Genomic DNA, 20,274 nt, shown 5'->3' with positions numbered 1-20,274 from the left:
GGATGAATACAGGATCGCCCTCAAGATACGGGTTAACCCGCAGTTTGTTCTGTCTGACGGGCCATTTAGACTATTGCTGTATACAACGCGTATTCAGAAAGTCGCCTCATGAAGTCCGCTGCCAAGACCTTTCCCCTCAACGCCTGGTACGCCGCCGCCTACGACGTGGAGGTGAAACCGGCCTTGCTGAGCCGCACCATCTGCGGCCAGAAGATGGTCATGTTCCGCCGCAAGGACGGCACCGTGGCTGCGCTCGAAGACGCCTGCTGGCACCGCCTGCTGCCCTTGAGCAAAGGCACGCTGCACGACGACGAGATCACCTGCGGCTACCACGGCCTGGTGTTCAACGGCGATGGACGCTGCACCCACATGCCCTCGCAGGAGACGATCAACCCCTCGGCCTGCGTGCGCGCCTTCCCGGTGGTGCAGAAGCACCGCTTCATCTGGGTCTGGCCCGGCGACCCGGCGCTGGCCGACGAGTCGAAGGTGCCCGACCTGCACTGGAACGACGACCCCGCCTGGGCCGGCGACGGCAAGCTGATCCAGGTGAAGTGCGACTACCGCCTGGTGCTCGACAACCTGATGGACCTGACGCACGAGACCTTCGTGCACGGCTCGTCCATCGGCCAGCGTGCGGTGGCCGAGGCGCCCTTCGTCGCCACGCACAGCGACCGCTTCGCCACCGTCACCCGCTGGATGGAAAACATCGACGCGCCGCCCTTCTGGGCCGGGCAGATCAAGCACGCGCGAGGCTATGAGGGCAAGGTCGACCGCTGGCAGATCATCCGCTTCGAGGCGCCGTGCACCATCACCATCGACGTCGGTGTGGCCCAGGCCGGCACCGGCGCCCCGCAGGGCGATCGTTCGCAAGGCGTGAATGGCTTCGTGCTCAACACCATCACGCCTGAGACCGAGACCACCTGCCACTACTTCTGGGCCTTCGCCCGCAACTACTGCCTGGGTGAGCAGCGCCTGACGCACGAGCTGCGCGAGGGTGTGGCCAGCATCTTCCGGGAAGACGAGACCATTCTCGAAGCGCAGCAGCAGGCCATCGACGAACACCCGGGCTACAAGTTCTACAACCTCAACATCGATGCCGGCTCGATGTGGGCGCGCAAGTTGATCGACAAGATGGTGGCGAAGGAAACGCCGCCCGATGCGCCGCGTGTGATCCCGCTGCGGACCGCGGCATGAGCGCCAGGCTCGAGGACGACGCCGGCACCTCGCAGACGGTGCGGGCCCAGCTCAAGCTGCGTGAACTCATCGTCAACGGAGAGCTGAAGGCCGGCAGCCGCATCGCCGAGCTCACGCTGGTCGACCTGCTCGGTGCCTCGCGCACGCCGATCCGCATGGCGCTCGTGCGCCTGCAGGAAGAAGGCTTGCTCGAAGCGCTGCCCAACGGCGGCTTCGCGGTGAAAGATTTTTCCGAAGCCGACATCCACGATGCCATCGAAGTGCGCGGCACGCTCGAGGGCCTGGCCGCACGCCTCGCGGCCGAGCGCGGCGTCACGTCCATCCTGCTCGCCGAAGCACGAGATTGCATCGCCCGCATCGACGACCTGCTGGCCCAACCCGAGCTGAGCGAAGACTCGTTCAACGGCTACGTCGAGCAGAACGGCCGTTTCCATGACCTCTTGAGCGAGATGGCCGGCAGCGACCTCGTCGCCCGCCAGCTGGAGCGGGCCAAGACCTTGCCCTTCGCCTCGCCCAACGGCTTCGTGCTCGCCCGCTCCACCGGCCCCGATGCGCGCGACACGCTCGTCGTCGCGCAGGCCCAGCACCGTGCGGTGCTCGACGCCATCGTGCAGCGCGAAGGTGCACGCGCCGAATCGCTGATGCGCGAACACGCCCGCATCGCCCACCAGAACCTGCGCGAGGCGCTGCAAAGCCACCAGAGCCTGCAGCGCCTGCCCGGCGCGAGCCTGATCCGCCGCCGCGCCACCCGGTGATGGATCTCTTTCCGTTCGCCCTGAGCCTGTCGAAGGGCCTGCGCGCTTGGCACCAGGCTTCGACAAGCTCAGCCCGAACGGAGGTGTATTCGGACTTGACCTTGGATTGACCTCATGAAAAGCAGCAACACCTGGCACCCCGCCCACATCCGCGCCCACCGCAACCTGAGCCCCACCGTGCGCGAGTTCGAGATCCGCCCCGAGGGCGGCGTGAAGCCGTGGACGGTGGGCAGCCACCTGAAGGTCAAGGTGAAGGTCGACGGCCGCGAAGAGACACGCTCCTATTCACTCGTTGGTCTGCACGACCCGGCCGTCTATCGCATCGCCGTCAAGCTGGCGGCTGAAGGCCACGGCGGCTCGCGCCACATGTGGTCGCTCGAAGACGGCGAAGAGCTGACCATCGGCGAGCCCGACAACCACTTCGAACTCGCCTTCAACGCGCCGCAGTTCCTGCTCGTGGCCGGCGGCATCGGCATCACGCCGCTGGTGGGCATGGCGCAGATGCTGGCCGCGAAAGGCGCCGACGTGCGCATGTGCTACGCCGCCCGCTGCGCCGCCGAGCTGGTCTACGCCGACACGCTGCAGCTCACGCTCGGCGAGCGTCTGCAGACCTATTGCAGCGATGCCGACGAGCGCCTGAGCCTCGACCGTGAGATCGCCTCGCTTGCCCCCGGCGCGCAGATGCTGGTGTGCGGCCCGCTGGGCCTGCTCGACGCGGCGCGCGACGCCTGGGCCGCCGCCGGCCGGCCGCCCGCCGACCTGCGCTTCGAGACCTTCGGCAACAGTGGCCACCACGCGGCCGAGCCCTTCTGGGTGGAGCTGCCGCGCCACCAGCTGCGCATCGAGGTGCCGCCCGACCGCACGCTGCTCGACGTGCTGGAAGAGCACGGCGTGGAGACTTTGTCGGACTGCTGCCGCGGCGAGTGCGGCCTGTGTGCGATGGACGTGATCTCGGTGCAGGGCCAGATCGACCACCGCGACGTGTTCTTCAGCCCGCACGAACACCAGGCCAACCAGCGCCTGTGCGCTTGCGTGTCGCGCGTGAGTGGCGGTGGGGTGGTACTCGACACCGCGTACCGCGCCGACTGAAGTTCCCGGCGAAGGGCCAGGGTCTTCCCTGGCCGTCATGCCGGCGCGGCATAGCTGGTAGTCGAACTCCCTGATTGCCGAATAGCGCACGCATGGCGCACAGTCCGCACACTCTTCGATTCCCCCCGCCACCCGGAGACACACCATGCAAAAACGCCACGTCCTGAAAGGCGTCCTGCCTCTCGCGCTCGCTCTCACCGTTCCGCAGGCGTTCGCCCAGGCGGCGCCGTTCAAGATCGGCTTCATCCTGCCCATGACCGGCCAGTCGGCCTCCACCGGCCGGCAGATCGAAGCCGCGGCCAAGCTCTACATGGCGCAGAACGGCGCCACCGTCGCCGGCCGCAAGATCGAACTCATCATCAAGGACGACGCCGGCGTGGCCGACTCCACCCGCCGCCTCGCGCAGGAGCTGGTGGTCAACGACAAGGTCGACGTGCTGGCCGGCTTCGGCCTCACGCCGCTCGCGATGGCCACCGCGCCCATCGCCACGCAGGCCAAGGTGCCGATGGTCGTGACGGCCGCCGCCACCTCCGTCATCACCACCGCGTCGCCCTACATCGTGCGCACGAGCTTCACGCTGCCGCAGGCGGCCGTGGCGATGGGCGAGTGGGCGGGCAAGAACAAGATCAAGAAGGTCGTCACGCTCGTGACCGACTACGCCCCCGGCATCGACGCCGAGAAGTTCTTCAAGAGCCAGTTCCAGCTCAATGGCGGCGAGATCGTGGCCGAGATCCGCTCGCCGCTGAAGAGCCCCGACTTCGCACCCTTCCTGCAGAAGGTGCGCGATGCCAAGCCCGATGCGGTGTTCGTCTTCCTGCCCTCGGGCCAGGGCGCGGCCTTCATGAAGCAGTTTGCCGAGCGTGGCCTCGACAAGTCGGGCATCAAGCTCATCGGCACCGGCGACATCACCGACGACGACCAGCTCAACGACATGGGCGACGTGGCCCTCGGCGTGGTGACCGCGCAGCACTACTCCGCGTCGCACAACTCGCCGATGAACAAGAAGTTCGTGCAGGCCTTCGAGGCCGCCAACAAGTTCCGCCCCAACTTCATGGCGGTGGCCGGCTACGACGGCATGCGCGTGATCTACAAGGCGCTCGAAGCCACCAAGGGCAAGGGCGGCGGTGACGACCTGCTGGCCGCGATGAAGGGCCAGGTCTTCGAGAGCCCGCGTGGGCCGGTGATGATCGACGCGCAGACGCGCGACGTGGTGCACGACATCTACATCCGCAAGGTCGAGCGTGTGGGCGGCCAACTGTGGAACCAGGAGTTCGACGTGCAGAAGGCCGTGAAGGACCCGGGCAAGCTGGGCGCGAAATGACGGCCCCCTGACGCCTTCGGCGCCATCCCCCCGAGGGGGAGCGCGCCGGGCTTGGGGCGGCCCGGCGCTCCGTCGCGCACCGCTTCGTTCACCGCTCCTCTTCTATGCTGACCCTCCTCTTCGACGGCATCGCCTACGGCATGCTGCTGTTCGTCCTGTCCGTCGGCCTCGCGGTCACGATGGGCCTGATGAACTTCATCAACCTTGCGCACGGTGCGTTCGCGATGGCCGGTGGCTACACCACCGTGCTGCTGATGAACAAGCTGGGCGTGCCCTTCCTGGCCACGCTGCCCCTGGCCTTCCTCTTCACCGCCCTGCTCGGCGCCGCCTTCGAGCGCACGCTGTACCGGCCGATGTACAACCGGCCGCACCTCGACCAGGTGCTGTTTTCCATCGGCCTCGTCTTCATGGCGGTGGCGGGGGTCGACTACATCATCGGCTCGCAGCAGCAGATGATCTCGGTGCCTGAGTGGCTGCAGGGCCGCTTCGACCTCGCCGATGTCGGCATCGGCAAGTACCGCCTCTTCATCATCATCGTGTGCGGGCTGTTGACCGTGGCGCTGCAGATGATCCTGAGCCGCACGCGTTTCGGCAGCCGCCTGCGCGCGGCGGTCGATGACCCGCGTGTCGCGCGCGGCCTCGGCATCAATGTCAACCAGGTCTTCCTGCTCACCTTCGCGGTGGGCTCGGGCCTGGCCGGGCTCGGCGGCGCGCTCGGCGCGGAAGTGCTGGGCCTGGAGCCGATCTTCCCGCTCAAGTTCATGGTGTATTTCCTGATCGTGGTGTCGGTCGGTGGCACCACCACCATCACCGGCCCGCTGCTCGCCGCGCTGCTGCTCGGCATCGCCGACGTGTTTGGCAAGTACTACGCGCCCAAGCTCGGCGCCTTCATCGTCTACGCGCTGATGATCGCCATCCTCACCTGGCGTCCGCAGGGCCTCTTCGGCCAGAGGGGTTCGAAATGAGCGCAGGCACCTCCTTGGAGAAAGTGCAGGCCTCGCTGCGCGCCGCTTTGGGCTGGCGCTGGTGGGAGATCGCGCTCGCGGTGGTGGCCATCGCCTCGGTCTTCCTCTCGGGCCGCCACGCGTTGCTGCTCAACGAGATCGCGATCCTCGCGCTCTTTGCGCTCTCGCTCGACCTCATCCTCGGTTACGCCGGCATCGTGTCGCTCGGCCATGCGGCCTTCTTCGGCTTCGGCGCCTACACGGCTGCGCTCTTCGCCAAGCACGTGATGCCCGACCCGCTGGTGGGCCTGGCGGTGGCCGTGGCCGGCACGGCGGTGCTGGGGGCGCTGTGCAGCGTGCTCATCATGCGCGGCTCCGACCTCACGCGGCTCATGATCACGCTCGGCGTGGCGGCCGTGCTCTATGAACTCGCCAACAAGCTCGACTGGCTGACCGGCGGTGCCGACGGCCTGCAAGGCGTGGTGATGGGCAAGCTGCTCGGCACCTTCGAGTTCGACCTCTTCGGCAAGACGGCGTATGCCTACAGCCTGGCGGTGCTCGCGGTGTGCGTGCTGATCACGCGCCGCATCGTGCATTCGCCCTTCGGCTATTCGCTCAAGGCGCTGCGCGACAACCGACTGCGCACGCAGAGCATCGGCCTGTCGGTGCACCTGCGGCTGGTGGCGGTCTACACGCTGGGCGCGGCCGTGGCCGGCGCGGCGGGTGCGCTGATGGCGCAGACCTCCGGCTTCGCCTCGCTCGACGGCTTCGAGTTCCACCGCAGCGCCGACCTCGTGCTGGTGCTCGTGATCGGCGGCACCGCGTACCTCTACGGCGGCATCTTCGGCGCCATCATCTTCAAGCTGCTGCACGACCTCGTCTCCGCGTGGACGCCGCAGTACTGGACCTTCTGGCTGGGGCTCTTCCTCGTGGTGCTGATGCTGGTCGGCCGCGAGCGCCTGATCCGCCCGTGGACGTGGTTCAAACGCGGAGGCCAGGCATGAGCCACATCGTGCTGGAGACCCACAACCTGCTGAAGCGCTACGGCGGCATCACGCCGACCAACGACGTCTCGATCAAGGTCGAGAAAGGCGCACGCCACGCCTTGATCGGCCCCAACGGCGCCGGCAAGACCACGCTCGTGAACCTGCTCACCGGCGTGACCGAGCCCACCTCCGGCCGCATCTCGCTCGACGGGCAGGACATCACCCAGCTCGCCCCGCACCAGCGCGTGCGCCGCGGCATCGTGCGCACCTTCCAGATCAACCAGCTGTGGAATGAGCTGACGCCGCTGCAGTCGCTCGCGCTCACCGTGAGCGCGCAGCTCGGCATCAGCCACCACTGGTGGAAGCCGCTCGGCCGCGACCCGCGTGTGGCCGAGCGCTGCGCGGTGCTGCTGAAGCAGTTCCGCCTTGATGACGTGATGGACCAGAAGGTCAGCGTGCTGGCCTACGGCAAGCGCCGCCTGCTGGAGATCGCCACCGCGATTGCGAGCGAGCCGCGCGTGCTGCTGCTCGACGAGCCGGTGGCCGGCGTGCCCGAGGGCGAGCGCCAGGAGATCTTCGACACCATCAACGCGCTGCCGCCGGAGGTGACCATCCTCCTGATCGAACACGACATGGACCTCGTCTTCAACTTCGCCCGCACCGTGACCGTGCTCGTCAACGGCACGCTCTTCGCCGAAGGCGACGTGGCCAGCATCTCCACCGACCCGCGCGTGAAGGCCGTCTACCTCGGAGAAGGTCATGGCTGAGCTGCTCAAGGTCGAAGGCCTGAAGTCGGGCTACGGCGAAGCGGTGGTGGTGCAGGGCGTCGACCTCACGCTGGAGGCCGGCCAGTCGTTGGCACTGCTCGGCCGCAACGGCACCGGCAAGACGACCCTCATGAACACGCTCGTGGGCGTGACACGCCGCCACGCCGGCCGCATCTCGCTCGCCGCGCAAGACATCACGAGCCTGCCGGCCCACCTGCGCGCCGGTGCCGGCATCGGCTGGGTGCCGCAGGAGCGCAACATCTTCAAGTCGCTCACCGTGCACGAGAACCTGACCGCCGTCGCGCGGCCCGGCCCGTGGACGGTGGCGCGCGCCTACGAGATGTTCCCGCGCCTCGCAGAGCGCAAGTCGAACATGGGCAACCAGCTCTCGGGTGGCGAGCAGCAGATGCTTGCCGTGGCCCGCGCGCTGGTGCTCAACCCCAAGCTGCTGCTGCTCGACGAGCCGCTGGAAGGCCTCGCCCCCATCATCGTGGAAGAGCTGCTGCGCAGCATCGCCCGCGTGGTGCGAGACGAAGGCATGTCGGCCATCATCGTGGAGCAGAACCCGCGCATGATCCTGCCGATCACGCACAGCGCCGTCGTGCTCGACCGCGGCCAGGTGGTGCACCGCGACCGCAGCGAAGCACTGCTCGCCGCGCCCGAGCAGCTGGATCGCTGGCTGGCTGTCGCGAAGGCCTGAGCGCGCGGCTTCAGCGCGCGCAGGGCCCGGTGCTGGCGTCGGCGCCGGAGCGGATGGAGTTGCCGGTGCTGGTGTAGCTGCCCGCGTTGATGGCCAGGAGGAACTGGGTGCTCTGGCCGGAATAGGTGTTGCACAGGATGTTGTTGCGCACGATGCCGCCGTTGTCGACGTCGTCGCCACCGCTGCCGGCGCTGTCCACATGTGCCCCGAGCACGGTTGGGGTCACGGGCCGGTTCTGCGTGTTGAAGAGCCGGTTGTTCTCGATGAGCGGGGCGTTGGCCGCGCCGACGCAGATGCCGCAGCCGACGTTCACCACCGTGTTGCCGCGCACCACCACGCGCCGGAAAAACTCGGCCGAGGTGTAGCCGGGAGTGATCGAGAAACCGTAGCAACTGCCGGTGCCGGCGGTCTGCTCGATGGTGTTGCCTTCGATCAGGAGGCCGTCCCACTGGCCGTGGACCGTCACGTTGCCGCCGCGGCAGAGCGTGGCGTCGACCGGGCTGCTGTCGGCACACGGCGCGCGGGTGCACACCGAGTTGCGCACGAAGGTGTTGTTGCGGATCACACCGTTGGTGCCGTGGCCGCCCAAGTAGATGGCGTGGTTGAAGGCGCTGCCCGAGAAGTTGTTGGCCTCGAAGGTGTTGCCCTCGAAGGTGAGGTTGACCGAGGAGCCGAGCATGCCCATCGACCCGTTGTGGTGGATGTGGTTGTTGCGCACCATCACGTTGCCGATGGGGCTTTCGTTCTGGAAGTGCAGGCCGATCTCGAAGCCGGTGATCTCGAGGTTCTCGATCAGGATGTCGTGCGACAGGTTGCGCAGGTGGATGCCCCAACCTGGCTGGCCGTTGCCGTCGAGCTTGAGGTTGCGGAACACGTAGCCGCCGCTGTCTTCGGTGCGGTTGTAGTGGCTGGTCTGAAAGGCGTAGGACGCGCCGCCGGCCACGAGCCACGGCCGCGCCGTGCCGCCCCAGGCGGGCGTGTAGCTGTCGAACACCAGCGGTGCGGCGGCGGTGACGTTGAGGTTGTGCACCTGCACGTTGAAGCCGGTCCAAGCACCGCCGCGGGCGAAGAGGAGCTGGCTTCCGGCGGGCAGGGTGTCGAGGTTGAGGCCGGCGAGCGTGCGTTTGGGGGCGCTCGGGCTGGTGCCGGGGTTGGCGTTGTTGCCGGGCACGCAGGTGCTGGCCGCGCCCGTCTGGCAGTCCGAGAAGTAGTAGGTCACCGCGGTGCCCGGGGCGGGCGCGGGGGCCGGGCTGGGCGCCGGGGCGGGTGCCGGCGCGGGGGCGGGGGCGGGCGAGGGGGCGGCCGGGGGTGCGGCTTCGTTGTGGACCGAGTCGGTGCCGGCCCCGCAGGCGGCGAGCAGGGCCGTGGCCGCGATCGACAGGCTCAGGCTTCGCAGGGCCGAACGGCCCGGGTGTGCGTGCGTCATGTTGTTTCTCCCTTGTGAGCCGGCATGCTGCCTGAGCCCCGCGTACAGAAGGCGTTACCAACTGCAAACGATGGGAGCGCCGCGTTAACGCGCGGCAGGAAGTCGCACTCGGGCCCACCCCCTTCGGGGGGCCTTCTCTGTCAACGCCCGGTCACACCTCGTAGGGCAGGCCCACGTAGTTTTCGGCGAGCGAGGTCATCGCCGCCTGCGAGCCCAGCAGGTAGTCGATCTCGGCTTCCTGGATCTTCTGGCTGATGGCGCCGGTGTCGCCCGCGGCAGCCGGGAACTTGTGCATCAGCGCGGTGAACCACCACGAGAAGCGCACCGCCTTCCACACGCGGCGCAGCGCGCGGCCGGAGTAGGCGTCGAGGCCCGCCACGCTTTTCTCGTGGTAGTGCTCGATGAGGCCGTGGGCGAGGTAGTGCACGTCGCTCGCGGCGAGGTTCAGGCCCTTGGCGCCGGTGGGCGGCACGATGTGCGCCGCGTCGCCCACGAGGAAGAGCCGGCCGAAACGCATCGGCTCGGCGACGAAGCTGCGCAGCGGCGCGATGCTCTTCTCGATCGACGGGCCGGTGACCATGCTGGCGGCGGCCTCGGGGTCGAGGCGCTTGCGCAGCTCGTCCCAGAAGGCCTGGTCGCTCCAGTTCTCGACCTTGTCGTCGAGCGAGCACTGGATGTAGTAGCGGCTGCGCGTCTTCGAGCGCATGCTGCACAGCGCGAAACCACGCTCGTGGTTGGAATAGATGAGCTCGTGCGCGACCGGCGGCACGTCGGCCAGCACGCCCAGCCAGCCGAAGGGGTAGACACGCTCGTAGTGCTGGATGCTCTGCGCCGGCACGCTTGCGCGGCTCACGCCGTGGAAGCCGTCGCAGCCGGCGATGTAGTCGCACTGCACCTCGTGTGTCTTGCCGTCTTTGGTGTACGTGACCGACGGCGTGTTGCCGTCGAAGCCGTGGATGCGCACGTTCTCGGCCTCGTACACCGTCTTCGCGCCCCAGGCGGCGCGGGCGTCCATCAGGTCGCGCGTGACTTCGGTCTGGCCGTAGACCATCACGTTCTTGCCGGTGAGCGCGTGCAGGTCGATGCGGTGGTGGGTGTTGCGGTAGCCGAGGTTGAAGCCGCCGTGCACCAGGCCTTCGGCATGCATGCGCTCGCCCAGGCCCAGGCTGTCCATCATGTCGACGCAGCCCTGCTCCAGCACCCCGGCGCGGATGCGGCCGAGCACGTAGTCGGCGCTGCGTTGTTCGATGACGATGGCATCGATGCCGGCCTGGTGCAGCTTGGCACCTAACAACAAGCCTGATGGGCCTGCTCCGATGATGGCGACCTGGACTCTCATGCGCTGTCTCCTTGTGTTTAGAGCGTGCTGCGCAGGCGGGCTTGCGCTTGCAGCAGGGCCGGCAGGCATTCGCCGACCAGCTGCTCCATGCTCATGCGCGAGGCCTGGGCGCTCACGTTGATGGCGGCGAGCACTTCGCCGCGGTAGTTCTTCAGCGGCACCGAGATCGTGCGCAGGCCGAGTTCGAATTCCTGGTCGACGGCGGCGTGGCCACGCAGGCGGATCTGCGCGATCTCGGCGGCGAGCTTGTCGCGGTCGATCAGCGTGTGCGGCGTGCGGGCCTCGAAGCTCTGGCGGGCGAGCCAGGCTTCCACCTCGGGCTGTGGCATCGCGCTCAGCAGCACACGGCCGTTGGCGGTGCAGTAGGCCGGCACGCGGGTGCCCGGCTGCAGGGTCGACGAGACCAGCCGGCCGGCTTCGGTGGCGGCGATGCAGATCACGTCGTTGCCGTCGAGCACGCCGGCCGACGAGGCTTCCTTGAGCGTGTAGGCGAGCTTGTGCAGCTCGGGCGCCACGATGCGCGGCAGCCGCGCCGAGTGCATGTAGCTCTGGCCCAGGCGCAGCACCTTGGGGCTCAACGAATACATGCGGCGGTCGCTCGTCACGTAGCCCAGGTGTTCGAGCGTGATCAGGTAGCGGCGGGCGGCGGCGCGGGTCAGGCCGCAACGGGTGGCGACCTCGCTGATGGTCAGGCGCGGGCGGTCCTGGTCGAAGGCCTCGATCACGGCCAGGCCCTTCTCCAGGCCGGCGATCAGGTCACGCTTGTGCGGGCCGGCCGCGGTGTCGGCCTGGGCAGCGGGGGCGTCGTCGGGCTCGAGGTCGGAGAGGGCAAACGCATTCATGGGCGGTTGGGCGTCGTGGAAGGGCTCTCCCAATATAGTTATTGATCATCACCAATACCATTGCCAATCGCCGCAGTTGTGCGATTAATGGACGATCTGGGCTACAAATCGACCGGCAGCGGCGAGGGCGCCTTCACCTCTTCCAGGCAGATCATCGAGCGCACGTCGTCCACACCGGGCACCTGCATCAGCTGGTCGGTGAGGAACTGGCTCAGGCTCTTGAGGTCTCGCGCCACCACCTTGAGCAAGTAGTCACTGTCGCCCGAGATCGTGTGGCATTCGAGGATCTGCGGAAAGCTTCGGATGTCGGCCTCGATCTCGCGCACGCGGCCGAACTGGCCGCCGTCGATGTTGAGGCTCACGTAGGCCATCACGCCCAGGCCCAGCGCCTCGGGTTGCACCATCGCCCGGTAGCCGCGCAGCACGCCGCGCTCCTCGAGCGCTCTGACGCGGCGAAAGCATTGGGGCGCCGAGAGGTGCACCTGCGCGGCCAGCTCCACGTTGCTGGCGCGGCCATCGGCCTGCAAGGCCGTGAGAATCTTGCGGTCGAGCTTGTCGATGGGGGCTTGCGGCATGCCGATCTCCGATGAGGTGAACGAATCGTGCGCTTCATCCCGACTGGGCGCAAGAAGTGGCATGCACATTTCGCGCCGCGCTGCCTAGAGTGGGGCGGTCGCCCACCGGAGCCCGCCATGACCACCGCCGCCCGCGCCGCCGCCCTGCGCCACGCCCAGCCCGCGCCGCCTTCGCCGCTGCACCTCGAAGCCACCTACGGCGCGCACAACTACCACCCGCTGCCCATCGTGCTCACACGCGGCGCCGGGGCCTACCTGTTCGACGACACCGGCCGGCGCTACCTCGACATGATGTCGGCCTACTCGGCGGTGAGCTTCGGCCACAGCCACCCGGCGCTGGTGCACGCGCTCACCGAGCAGGCCGGCCGCCTCGCGGTCACGAGCCGGGCCTTCCACACCGACCAGCTCGGCCCCTTCCTGCAGCAGCTGTGCCGCATGACCGGCATGGCCCGGGCGCTGCCGATGAACAGCGGCGCCGAAGCGGTCGAGACGGCGATCAAGGCGGCGCGCAAATGGGCCTACAAGGTGAAGCGCGTGCCCGAGGGGCAGGCGCAGATCCTGGTGGCCGAGGGCAACTTCGCCGGGCGCACCACCACCATCGTCGGCTTCTCCAGCGAAGCGCAGTACCGCGACGGCTTCGGCCCCTTCGCCCCGGGCTTCGCGAGCGTGCCCTTCGGCGACGCGCACGCGCTCGAGGCGGCGATCACGCCGCACACCGCGGCCTTCCTCGTCGAGCCCATCCAGGGCGAGGCGGGCATCGTCGTGCCGCCCCCCGGCTACCTGGCCGCGGTGCGCGAGATCTGCACCCGCCACAAGGTGCTCATGATCTGCGACGAGGTGCAGACCGGCCTCGGCCGCACCGGCGCGCTGCTCGCCTGCGACCACGAAGGCGTGAAGCCCGACGGGCTCACGCTCGGCAAGGCGCTGGGCGGCGGCCTGCTGCCGGTGAGCGCCTTCCTCGCGCGCGACGACGTGATGGCGCAGTTCACCCCCGGCGACCACGGCAGCACCTTCGGCGGCAACCCGCTGGCCGCGGCCGTGGGCCACGCCGCCTTGTTGTTATTGGAGAAGGAGCAGCTCGCGCAACGCGCCGCCGAGCAGGGGGCTTACCTGATGGCGCAGCTGCGTGCCCTCGCCCACCCGGCCATCACCGAGGTGCGGGGGCGTGGCCTGCTGGTGGGCGTGGAGATCGACCCGGCCTTCGCCTCGGCGCGCCAGGTGTGCGAGGCGCTCATGCACGAAGGCGTGCTGACCAAGGACACGCACCACACCGTCGTGCGCTTAGCGCCGCCGCTCGTCATCGAGCGTGAGCAGGTCGACGCGGCGGTGCAGGCGCTGGGGCGGGTGTTGCAGCGCCTGTAAGGGTCAGACCGAGCCCACGAACGCCGCAAACAGCTCACTCTTGAAGTGCAGCCCCATGCGCTCGAAGGCGCGGCGGCGGTAGGTCTTCACCGTGGCCACCGAGAGGCCCAGGTCGGCGGCGATGCCGTCGTAGCTCAGGCCCTGCAGCAGCCGCGCGCACACGTCGAGCTCGCGCGCGGGCATCTCGGGGTGGCGGCGCTGCAGGGCGGCCCGCAGTTGCAGCGCATCGGGCCGCGGCGGCGTGGCCGCTTCGGTGAGCTCGAGGTGGCGGCGCACGGTGGCGAGCAGGCCCACCGCCAGCTGCTCGAAGTTCTGCAGCTCGCCGTCGGCAAACGCGCCCTGGTGCTCGTGGTGGTAGAGGTTGACCGCCAGCACGCCGCCATCGGGCTGCGGCTCGGCGATCGACAGGCGCTCGCTCACGCCGTGGCGCTTGTAGATCGCCTCGCGGTGGTCGGGGTTGGGGATGTCGTGCGCGCTGAGGCGCAGTAGGGTGGTGCCGGCCTGGGCGATGTCGAAGGTGCGGTCGCGGCGGTACAGGCCGTCGAGGTAGGCCGCGAAGCAGTCGCGCGTGGTGTCGCGCAGGCCGTGCGCCGACGACAGGTGCAGCACCGGCGCCTTGTCTTTCCACACCCGGTAGACCGCCCACGAGCCGGCGTGCAGCGCGCGGTTCACATGCCCGAGCGCCGTCTGCGCGAACGCGTCGCTGCCCACCGTGCCGATCAGGCCGGCGAGGCTCGTCTGCACGTCGTGACGGGCGCCACTGGGCGGCGCGAGGTGCCAGGTCTGCATGGCGTGGGGAAGTTGAAAAAAGGGGACGGCTGCGCGGTCGGGAGGCGGCCAGTCTAGGGATCCGGCCCGGCGCTGCCATCGGGTCTGACCATGCCGCGGCCCCATTTCCGGTCACAAATGGCCGGGCGTTCAATTTGTGCATTTGATAGCTTTTATCAACCGACTTGCTGCGCTGCATCGACGCCCTCTTGGCGAGCACACACTCCCTTACACAGTCGCAACAGAAAGGGCTCCAAAGAGGCGTTTCTTCCGTCGATCACGGTTCAAGGCGCGTCTCGATGATGTCGATAGCCCTTCACCATGACGACCGTCTCCATGACCTCCACCGAACTCGCGGCCGAACCGGCCCGACGGCTCGACACGCCTGGCCGGCGGCCTTTCGGCGCCACCCTGCGGGCCTTCTGCGCCGCTTGGTCGGGCCGGCTCCTGGGCCTGGCGGGTGCCGCGGCCGGCCTCGCCTTCGGCGCGGGCGCCTGGCCCTGGGTGGCCGCGGTGGCCCTGCTGGGCGCCGGGGCCTGGCTCGACCACCACCACGCCGCCCGCGCGCGGCAGGCCCGCCTCGACACCGAGCGCTATCTGGCAGGCAGCGGCCAGCTCGGCCGCCAGCTCATGCCGGTCTGGAGCGGCCACATCGAAACCTCGCGCCTGCAGATGGAAACCGCGATCTCGTCGTTGAGCGAGCGGTTCGCCGGCATCGTCGACCGGCTCGACCACGCGATGAAGGCGTCTGACAGCGCCGCCGGTGCCGACCACGATTCCGGCGGCATGGCCGCCATGTTCGCGAGCAGCCAGCAGGAGCTCCAGGCCGTGCTCGCCTCGCTGCGCCAGGCCACCGAAAGCAACAACGCCATGCGCGGCGACGTGCAGGGCCTGAGCCGATTCATCGAAGAGCTGCGCCAGATGGCCACCGACGTGGCCAAGATCGCCGCACAGACCAACCTGCTCGCCATCAACGCCGCCATCGAGGCCGCGCATGCGGGTGAGTCCGGCCGCAGCTTCTCGGTGCTGGCGCAAGAGGTGCGCAAGCTCTCGGCCGAGTCGGGCGAGACGGGCCGGCGCATGGCCGAGAAGGTGTCGGTCGTGGCCGACGCCATCGCCCAGGCGCGCGAAAGCGCCGAAGCCTCGGCCTCGCGCGAAGCCGCCTCGATCAGCGGCTGCGAGTCCTCGATCAACAGCGTGCTCGACGGCTTTCGCGGCGTGACCGAAGCGCTCGCCGAATCGGCCGACGTGCTCAAGCGCGAGAGCCTGGGCATCCAGGCCGACGTGTGCGAGGCCCTGGTGCAGCTGCAGTTCCAGGACCGCGTGAGCCAGGTCATGACGCACGTGCGCCAGAACATCGACATGCTGCCCGAGCACCTCGCGCAGGGCAGCGAGACCTACGAACGCGAAGGCCGCCTGGTGCCGCTCGACGTGCCCGGCCTCCTGGCCGAACTCGAGAAGACCTATGCGATGGCCGAAGAGCGCAGCACCCACGGCGGTGGCGGCTCGGCCGGCGCGCCCAAGAACGAAGAGATCACCTTTTTCTGAACCATCGGACATCCAGCGGAGGCCATTTCAAACATGGGCAAGAGCATCCTGATCGTCGACGACTCCGCCTCGGTGCGGCAGGTCGTGAGCATTGCGCTCAAACAAAAGGGCTATGACGTGATCGAGGGCAGCGACGGCAAGGACGCGCTCGCCAAGCTCACCGGCCAGAAGGTGCACCTCATCATCAGCGACGTGAACATGCCCAACATGGACGGCATCAGCATGGTGAAAGCCGTGAAGGCCATGCCGGCCTACAAGTTCACCCCCATCGTGATGCTGACCACCGAGTCGCAAGAGGCCAAGAAGCGCGAAGGCCAGGCGGCTGGCGCCAAGGCCTGGATCGTCAAGCCCTTCCGCCCCGACCAGCTGCTGGACGTGGTGCAGAAGCTCGTGCTCCCCTGATCCACCCGGGGGCCACATGGCATCGAGAAAAAAGGCAGCCGCCGCCGCCGCGCAGACGCTGCGCATCGACGGCGAGTTCAGCATCTACCGCGCCGCCGAGTTGAAGCCTGTGATCTTGCAGGCCGTCGAGGCCTCGCCGGTGCTCGAGATCGACCTGTCCGGTGTCGCCGAGTTCGACACCGCCGGCGTGCAGCTCCTGCTGCTCGCCAAGCGCGTGGCCGCCGAGCGTGGCCACGAGCTGCGCCTCGTGCGCCACAGCGCCGTCGTCGTCGACGTGCTGCAGCTGCTCGACCTGGCCGCCCACTTCGGCGACCCGCTGGTCGTCGCGGCCTGAGATTCCCCAGGGAGAACACCACATGGACATGAACGACGCTCTGCAGACCTTCTTTGCAGAGAGCCGGGAGCTGCTCGACGACATGGAGGCCGCGCTGCTGGGCCTGCACCAGAGCGAGGACCCCGCCGAGACCGTCAACGCGATCTTCCGCGCGGCCCACACCATCAAGGGCTCGGCCGGCCTCTTCGGGCTCGACCCGCTGGTGGCCTTCACCCACGTGGCCGAGAGCGTGCTCGACGAAGTGCGCGACGGGCGCGTCGAGATCGGCGAGGCGCTGGTCTCGCTGCTGCTGGCGTGCGCCGACCACCTGCGCTCGCTCGTCGATGCAGCCGAGGCCGACCCCGTGAATGCCGACGCCGCCCTCATCGCCCGCGGCGAGCCGCTGCTCGTGCAGCTGCGCACCTACCTCGCGCCCCGGCATGAAGTGGCCGAGGTTGAAGTGCCGGTCGAGCGCCTCGCGCCCGCGCAGGCCGAAGGCGACGACGCCTGGCACATCTCGCTGCGCTTCGGCCCCGACGTGCTGCGCAACGGCATGGACCCGCTGTCCTTCCTGCGCTACCTGGGCACGCTCGGCACCATCGTCGGCATCGTGACGCTGCCCGAAGCGCTGCCCGCGGCCGACGAGATGGACCCCGAGTCCTGCTACCTCGGCTTCGAGATCGCGCTGCGCAGCAAGGCCGACAAGGCCACGATCGAGAGCGTCTTCGACTTCGTGCTCGACGACTGCAAGCTCCTCATCGTGCCGCCGCGCAGCCGCATCGAGGAATACATCGCGGTGCTCAAGCAGATGCCCGACGAGGGCGTGCGCCTGGGTGAGATGCTGGTCAATGCCGGCACCGTGACCGCACACGAACTCGAAGCGGCGCTGCAACGCCAGGCCGACGCGCGCACCGCTGCCGCCGTGCTGGAGCCCACGGCCGCCACGCCGCTGCTGGGCGACATGCTGGTGCAGCAGGGCAGCGCCCCCGCCACCGTGGTGGAGGCCGCGCTCGACAAGCAGAAGCGCGCCCGCGACAGCAAGGCCCAGGAAGGCCAGTCGATCCGCATCGATGCCGACAAGCTCGACCGCCTGATCAACCTCGTGGGCGAACTCATCATCGCCTCGGCCGGCGCCAACCTGATCGCCCGCGCCACGCGCAATGTGGAGCTGCAGGAAGCCCACTCGGTGCTCGGCAACCTGGTGGAAGAAGTGCGCGACAGCGCGCTGCAGCTGCGCATGGTGAAGATCGGCGGCACCTTCAGCCGCTTCCAGCGCGTGGTGCACGACGTCTCGCGCGAGCTGGGCAAGGACATCCAGCTTCTCGTGAGCGGTGAAGACACCGAACTCGACAAGACGGTGGTCGAGAAGATCGGCGACCCGCTCACGCATCTCGTGCGCAACTCGATGGACCACGGCATCGAATCGCCCGAGCTGCGCGCCCAGCGCGGCAAGCCGGCGCGCGGCACCGTCAAGCTCAACGCGTACCACGACTCCGGCAGCATCGTGATCGAAGTCAGCGACGACGGCGGTGGCCTCAACCGCGACCGCATCCTCGCCAAGGCGGTGGAGCGCGGCCTGGTGGAGGCCGGCAAGACCTTGAGCGATGCCGAGATCTACGACCTCGTGTTCGAACCGGGCTTCTCCACCGCCGAGAAGGTGACCAACCTCTCCGGCCGCGGCGTCGGCATGGACGTGGTCAAGCGCAACATCACCGCGCTGCGCGGCAGCGTGAGCATCGGCAGCGAGCTGGGCCAAGGCACCACCGTCACCGTGCGGCTGCCGCTCACGCTGGCCATCATCAACGGCTTCCAGATCGGTGTGGGGCGCGCGGTGTTCGTGGTGCCGCTCGACGTGGTCGAGGAGTGCGTGGAGTTCAAGGACGACGGCGGCCAGCACGACTACGTGGACCTGCGCGGCCAGGTGCTGCCCTTCATCCGCATGCGCGAGTTCTTCGGCGTGGGGGGCCCGCGGAGTGCCCGGCCCAACATCGTGGTCGTCAAGCACGCCGGCCTGAAGTTCGGCCTGGTGGTCGACACCCTGCTCGGCGAAGCGCAGACCGTCATCAAGCCGCTCTCCAAGATGTTCGGCCAGGTGCGCGGCATCAGCGGCTCTTCCATCCTCGGCAGCGGTGACGTGGCCCTCATCCTCGACGTGCCGGCGCTGGCCCAGCACGCTTCGCCCCCTGCACGTGCCAGCGCATCGGCCCAGATCACGGCAGCGTCTGCCGACTGAGCGTCATTCGCAACCCCAGGGAGTTCCAAGATGTTTTCCAACCTCAAGATCGGCGTGCGGCTGATTGCGGGCTTCGTGCTCGTGGCCAGCATCAGCGCCGTGGTGGGTGCCATCGGCATCAACAACACCGGCCGCATGAACGACATGGCCGAAGACATGTACAGCCGCGAGCTGATGGGCCTGTCGTACATCCAGGAAGCCAACGTCAAGCTGATCTACATCGGCCGTGCGCGCGCCAACTACCTGCTGGCCACGAGCCAGGCCGAGCGTGACAAGCACCTCGAGTCGATCAACAAGAACACCGTCTCGATGAAGGAGCAGATCGAGAAGGCCAAGCCGCTCTTCGTCACCGACCGTGCGAAGGAGATCTTCGCCGCCTTCTCGACGCTCTCGGCCGAGTACGAGCGCGAGATGCAGCGTGCGCTCTCGATGGCCGCCACGCGCAAGCTGGCCGACCGCGACGAAGCGCTGAGCCAGTCGCTGGAGGTGGTGCGCGAGAAGGCCAACCGGCTCGACGAGATGCTCGACGAGCTGGTGTCGCAGAAGCAGGCGCGCGCCAAGAAGGCGTCGGAAGAAACCGAGGCCCTGTACCGCAGCAGCCGCCAGCTGATGCTGGCCGCGATCGGCGGCGGTGTGCTGCTGGGCATCGTGCTCGGCTGGGCCATCAGCCGCAGCGTGAGCCGCCCGCTGGCCCGCGCGGTCGATGCGGCCAACCGCCTGGCCGAAGGCGACCTGTCGGTCACGGTCGAGTCGACCAGCCGCGACGAGACCGGCCAGCTCCTCAACGCGATGCAGAACATGATCGCCAAGCTCTCGGGCGTGGTGAATGAAGTCAAGAGCAGCGCCGAGGCGCTGGCAGGGGCCGCCGAAGAGGTGAGCGCCACCGCGCAATCGCTGTCGCAAGCGAGCAGCGAGCAGGCGGCGGGGGTGGAAGAGACGAGCGCCTCCATCGAGCAGATGACGGCCTCGATCTCGCAGAACACCGACAACGCCAAGGTCACCGACGGCATGGCCACCAAGGCCTCGGCCGAAGCCAGCGAAGGCGGCGAAGCGGTGAAGGCGACGGTGAGCGCGATGAAGCAGATCGCCCAGAAGATCGGGATCATCGACGACATCGCCTACCAGACGAACCTCCTGGCGCTCAACGCCGCGATCGAGGCGGCCCGTGCCGGCGAGCACGGCAAGGGCTTTGCGGTGGTGGCGGCCGAAGTGCGCAAGCTGGCCGAGCGCAGCCAGGTCGCCGCCCAGGAGATCGGCGACGTGGCCGGGTCGAGCGTGGAGCTGGCCGAGAAGGCCGGCCGCCTGCTCGACCAGATGGTGCCCAACATCAAGAAGACGAGCGACCTGGTGCAGGAGATCACCGCCGCCTCGGAAGAGCAGAGCTCCGGTGTCGCCCAGATCAATTCAGCGGTCGGCCAGCTGAGCCAGACCACGCAGCAAAACGCCAGCAGCTCCGAAGAACTCTCGGCCACCGCCGAAGAGATGAGCAGCCAGGCCGAGCAGCTGCAGCAGACCATGGCCTTCTTCAAGCTCGCCGGCCACGGGGTGCCGGCCGCGTCTGCGCCCACCCCGCCTGCCCGCCGCAAGCCCACGCGCCCCTCGCGTGAGACCCGGTCCGCCTCGGACCGCGGCCTCGCGCTCGGCGGCCTCGGCATGGCCGCCGTGGCGGTCGATGAATCCCAATTCGCGAAGTTCTAAGGAGAGCCAGAC

General features: G+C 68.4%; 19 protein-coding genes. 14 read left to right on the top strand and 5 right to left on the bottom strand.

Features of this window, described 5'->3' with window-relative positions; all coding sequences use genetic code 11:
• Positions 1-108: 108 nt before the first annotated feature.
• The 8 genes from KF892_13635 to KF892_13600 all read left to right on the top strand — a co-directional run bounded on the left by KF892_13635 (position 109) and on the right by KF892_13600 (position 7,756).
• Entirely contained in the window at positions 109-1,194 is a 1,086-nt protein-coding gene (locus KF892_13635; GenBank protein ID MBX3626050.1) for an aromatic ring-hydroxylating dioxygenase subunit alpha, read from the top strand.
• Positions 1,191-1,949: a GntR family transcriptional regulator gene (locus tag KF892_13630; GenBank protein ID MBX3626049.1), complete on the top strand. Its 759-nt coding sequence runs from the start codon at positions 1,191-1,193 to the stop codon at positions 1,947-1,949. The genes KF892_13635 and KF892_13630 overlap by 4 nt, the downstream gene beginning before the upstream one ends.
• Before the next feature lie 114 nt (positions 1,950-2,063).
• Positions 2,064-3,038, top strand: coding sequence for an oxidoreductase (locus tag KF892_13625; protein ID MBX3626048.1), 975 nt, complete (start codon positions 2,064-2,066; stop codon positions 3,036-3,038).
• 145 nt (positions 3,039-3,183) lie between these two features.
• Positions 3,184-4,359: an ABC transporter substrate-binding protein gene (locus KF892_13620; protein ID MBX3626047.1), complete on the top strand. Its 1,176-nt coding sequence runs from the start codon at positions 3,184-3,186 to the stop codon at positions 4,357-4,359.
• 104 nt (positions 4,360-4,463) lie between these two features.
• A complete protein-coding gene (locus tag KF892_13615) occupies positions 4,464-5,324 on the top strand; it encodes a branched-chain amino acid ABC transporter permease (protein MBX3626046.1) in 861 nt (286 codons plus the stop codon).
• Positions 5,321-6,307 (top strand): branched-chain amino acid ABC transporter permease, encoded by a 987-nt coding sequence (locus KF892_13610; GenBank protein ID MBX3626045.1) that lies wholly within the window; start codon positions 5,321-5,323, stop codon positions 6,305-6,307. Before KF892_13615 ends, KF892_13610 begins: the two co-directional genes overlap by 4 nt.
• Positions 6,304-7,056, top strand: coding sequence for an ABC transporter ATP-binding protein (locus KF892_13605; protein MBX3626044.1), 753 nt, complete (start codon positions 6,304-6,306; stop codon positions 7,054-7,056). The genes KF892_13610 and KF892_13605 overlap by 4 nt, the downstream gene beginning before the upstream one ends.
• Positions 7,049-7,756 (top strand): ABC transporter ATP-binding protein, encoded by a 708-nt coding sequence (locus KF892_13600; protein ID MBX3626043.1) that lies wholly within the window; start codon positions 7,049-7,051, stop codon positions 7,754-7,756. Before KF892_13605 ends, KF892_13600 begins: the two co-directional genes overlap by 8 nt.
• 10 nt (positions 7,757-7,766) lie before the next feature.
• Here the strand turns inward: KF892_13600 and KF892_13595 are convergent, their stop codons facing one another.
• The 4 genes from KF892_13595 to KF892_13580 all read right to left on the bottom strand — a co-directional run bounded on the left by KF892_13595 (position 7,767) and on the right by KF892_13580 (position 11,938).
• Positions 7,767-9,182, bottom strand: a complete 1,416-nt coding sequence (locus KF892_13595) for a right-handed parallel beta-helix repeat-containing protein (GenBank protein ID MBX3626042.1) — start codon at positions 9,180-9,182, stop codon at positions 7,767-7,769.
• 151 nt (positions 9,183-9,333) lie between these two features.
• Complete coding sequence (pobA, locus tag KF892_13590; GenBank protein ID MBX3626041.1) at positions 9,334-10,521, bottom strand: 4-hydroxybenzoate 3-monooxygenase; 1,188 nt, start codon at positions 10,519-10,521, stop codon at positions 9,334-9,336.
• A 17-nt stretch (positions 10,522-10,538) separates the two neighbouring features.
• Positions 10,539-11,363 (bottom strand): helix-turn-helix domain-containing protein, encoded by an 825-nt coding sequence (locus tag KF892_13585; GenBank protein MBX3626040.1) that lies wholly within the window; start codon positions 11,361-11,363, stop codon positions 10,539-10,541.
• A 101-nt stretch (positions 11,364-11,464) separates the two neighbouring features.
• A complete protein-coding gene (locus KF892_13580; GenBank protein MBX3626039.1) occupies positions 11,465-11,938 on the bottom strand; it encodes an Lrp/AsnC family transcriptional regulator in 474 nt (157 codons plus the stop codon).
• Between the two features lie 117 nt (positions 11,939-12,055).
• Between KF892_13580 and rocD the strand changes: the two genes are divergently transcribed.
• The gene (gene rocD, locus KF892_13575) at positions 12,056-13,300 is read left to right on the top strand and encodes an ornithine--oxo-acid transaminase (GenBank protein MBX3626038.1); all 1,245 of its coding nucleotides are present in this window, start codon (positions 12,056-12,058) and stop codon (positions 13,298-13,300) included.
• Between the two features lie 3 nt (positions 13,301-13,303).
• Here the strand turns inward: rocD and KF892_13570 are convergent, their stop codons facing one another.
• On the bottom strand, positions 13,304-14,089 hold the full coding sequence (locus tag KF892_13570) for a LuxR family transcriptional regulator (protein MBX3626037.1): 786 nt from the start codon (positions 14,087-14,089) through the stop codon (positions 13,304-13,306).
• A 300-nt stretch (positions 14,090-14,389) separates the two neighbouring features.
• Here KF892_13570 and KF892_13565 point away from each other — a divergent pair, with 300 nt between their 5' ends.
• The 5 genes from KF892_13565 to KF892_13545 are packed head-to-tail and all read left to right on the top strand — an operon-like array spanning position 14,390 to position 20,262.
• Positions 14,390-15,616: a methyl-accepting chemotaxis protein gene (locus KF892_13565; protein ID MBX3626036.1), complete on the top strand. Its 1,227-nt coding sequence runs from the start codon at positions 14,390-14,392 to the stop codon at positions 15,614-15,616.
• Between the two features lie 33 nt (positions 15,617-15,649).
• Positions 15,650-16,018 carry a response regulator gene (locus tag KF892_13560; GenBank protein ID MBX3626035.1) on the top strand — a complete coding sequence of 123 codons (369 nt, stop codon included), beginning with the start codon at positions 15,650-15,652 and terminating at the stop codon, positions 16,016-16,018.
• Positions 16,019-16,034: 16 nt separating this feature from the next.
• Complete coding sequence (locus KF892_13555) at positions 16,035-16,352, top strand: STAS domain-containing protein (protein MBX3626034.1); 318 nt, start codon at positions 16,035-16,037, stop codon at positions 16,350-16,352.
• Between the two features lie 22 nt (positions 16,353-16,374).
• On the top strand, positions 16,375-18,564 hold the full coding sequence (locus tag KF892_13550) for a chemotaxis protein CheA (GenBank protein ID MBX3626033.1): 2,190 nt from the start codon (positions 16,375-16,377) through the stop codon (positions 18,562-18,564).
• A gap of 30 nt (positions 18,565-18,594) precedes the next feature.
• Entirely contained in the window at positions 18,595-20,262 is a 1,668-nt protein-coding gene (locus tag KF892_13545) for an MCP four helix bundle domain-containing protein (GenBank protein MBX3626032.1), read from the top strand.
• The last annotated feature ends 12 nt before the right edge of the window (positions 20,263-20,274 follow it).

This window comes from Rhizobacter sp. (assembly GCA_019635355.1).
In the GTDB taxonomy this organism is placed as follows: Bacteria; Pseudomonadota; Gammaproteobacteria; order Burkholderiales; family Burkholderiaceae_C; genus Rhizobacter.
Note: the sequence above shows the minus strand (reverse complement) of the source record. Positions and strands in the feature narration are given on the sequence as shown.

What these genes read in the sequence shown, in the direction of transcription:
- KF892_13635 (MBX3626050.1), top strand. Translation starts at nt 109, where the DNA reads ATGAAGTCCGCTGCCAAGACCTTTCCCCTCAACGCCTGGTACGCCGCC.
- KF892_13630 (MBX3626049.1), top strand. Translation starts at nt 1,191, where the DNA reads ATGAGCGCCAGGCTCGAGGACGACGCCGGCACCTCGCAGACGGTGCGG.
- KF892_13625 (MBX3626048.1), top strand. Translation starts at nt 2,064, where the DNA reads ATGAAAAGCAGCAACACCTGGCACCCCGCCCACATCCGCGCCCACCGC.
- KF892_13620 (MBX3626047.1), top strand. Translation starts at nt 3,184, where the DNA reads ATGCAAAAACGCCACGTCCTGAAAGGCGTCCTGCCTCTCGCGCTCGCT.
- KF892_13615 (MBX3626046.1), top strand. Translation starts at nt 4,464, where the DNA reads ATGCTGACCCTCCTCTTCGACGGCATCGCCTACGGCATGCTGCTGTTC.
- KF892_13610 (MBX3626045.1), top strand. Translation starts at nt 5,321, where the DNA reads ATGAGCGCAGGCACCTCCTTGGAGAAAGTGCAGGCCTCGCTGCGCGCC.
- KF892_13605 (MBX3626044.1), top strand. Translation starts at nt 6,304, where the DNA reads ATGAGCCACATCGTGCTGGAGACCCACAACCTGCTGAAGCGCTACGGC.
- KF892_13600 (MBX3626043.1), top strand. Translation starts at nt 7,049, where the DNA reads ATGGCTGAGCTGCTCAAGGTCGAAGGCCTGAAGTCGGGCTACGGCGAA.
- KF892_13595 (MBX3626042.1), bottom strand. Translation starts at nt 9,182, where the DNA reads ATGACGCACGCACACCCGGGCCGTTCGGCCCTGCGAAGCCTGAGCCTG.
- pobA (MBX3626041.1), bottom strand. Translation starts at nt 10,521, where the DNA reads ATGAGAGTCCAGGTCGCCATCATCGGAGCAGGCCCATCAGGCTTGTTG.
- KF892_13585 (MBX3626040.1), bottom strand. Translation starts at nt 11,363, where the DNA reads ATGAATGCGTTTGCCCTCTCCGACCTCGAGCCCGACGACGCCCCCGCT.
- KF892_13580 (MBX3626039.1), bottom strand. Translation starts at nt 11,938, where the DNA reads ATGCCGCAAGCCCCCATCGACAAGCTCGACCGCAAGATTCTCACGGCC.
- rocD (MBX3626038.1), top strand. Translation starts at nt 12,056, where the DNA reads ATGACCACCGCCGCCCGCGCCGCCGCCCTGCGCCACGCCCAGCCCGCG.
- KF892_13570 (MBX3626037.1), bottom strand. Translation starts at nt 14,089, where the DNA reads ATGCAGACCTGGCACCTCGCGCCGCCCAGTGGCGCCCGTCACGACGTG.
- KF892_13565 (MBX3626036.1), top strand. Translation starts at nt 14,390, where the DNA reads ATGACGACCGTCTCCATGACCTCCACCGAACTCGCGGCCGAACCGGCC.
- KF892_13560 (MBX3626035.1), top strand. Translation starts at nt 15,650, where the DNA reads ATGGGCAAGAGCATCCTGATCGTCGACGACTCCGCCTCGGTGCGGCAG.
- KF892_13555 (MBX3626034.1), top strand. Translation starts at nt 16,035, where the DNA reads ATGGCATCGAGAAAAAAGGCAGCCGCCGCCGCCGCGCAGACGCTGCGC.
- KF892_13550 (MBX3626033.1), top strand. Translation starts at nt 16,375, where the DNA reads ATGGACATGAACGACGCTCTGCAGACCTTCTTTGCAGAGAGCCGGGAG.
- KF892_13545 (MBX3626032.1), top strand. Translation starts at nt 18,595, where the DNA reads ATGTTTTCCAACCTCAAGATCGGCGTGCGGCTGATTGCGGGCTTCGTG.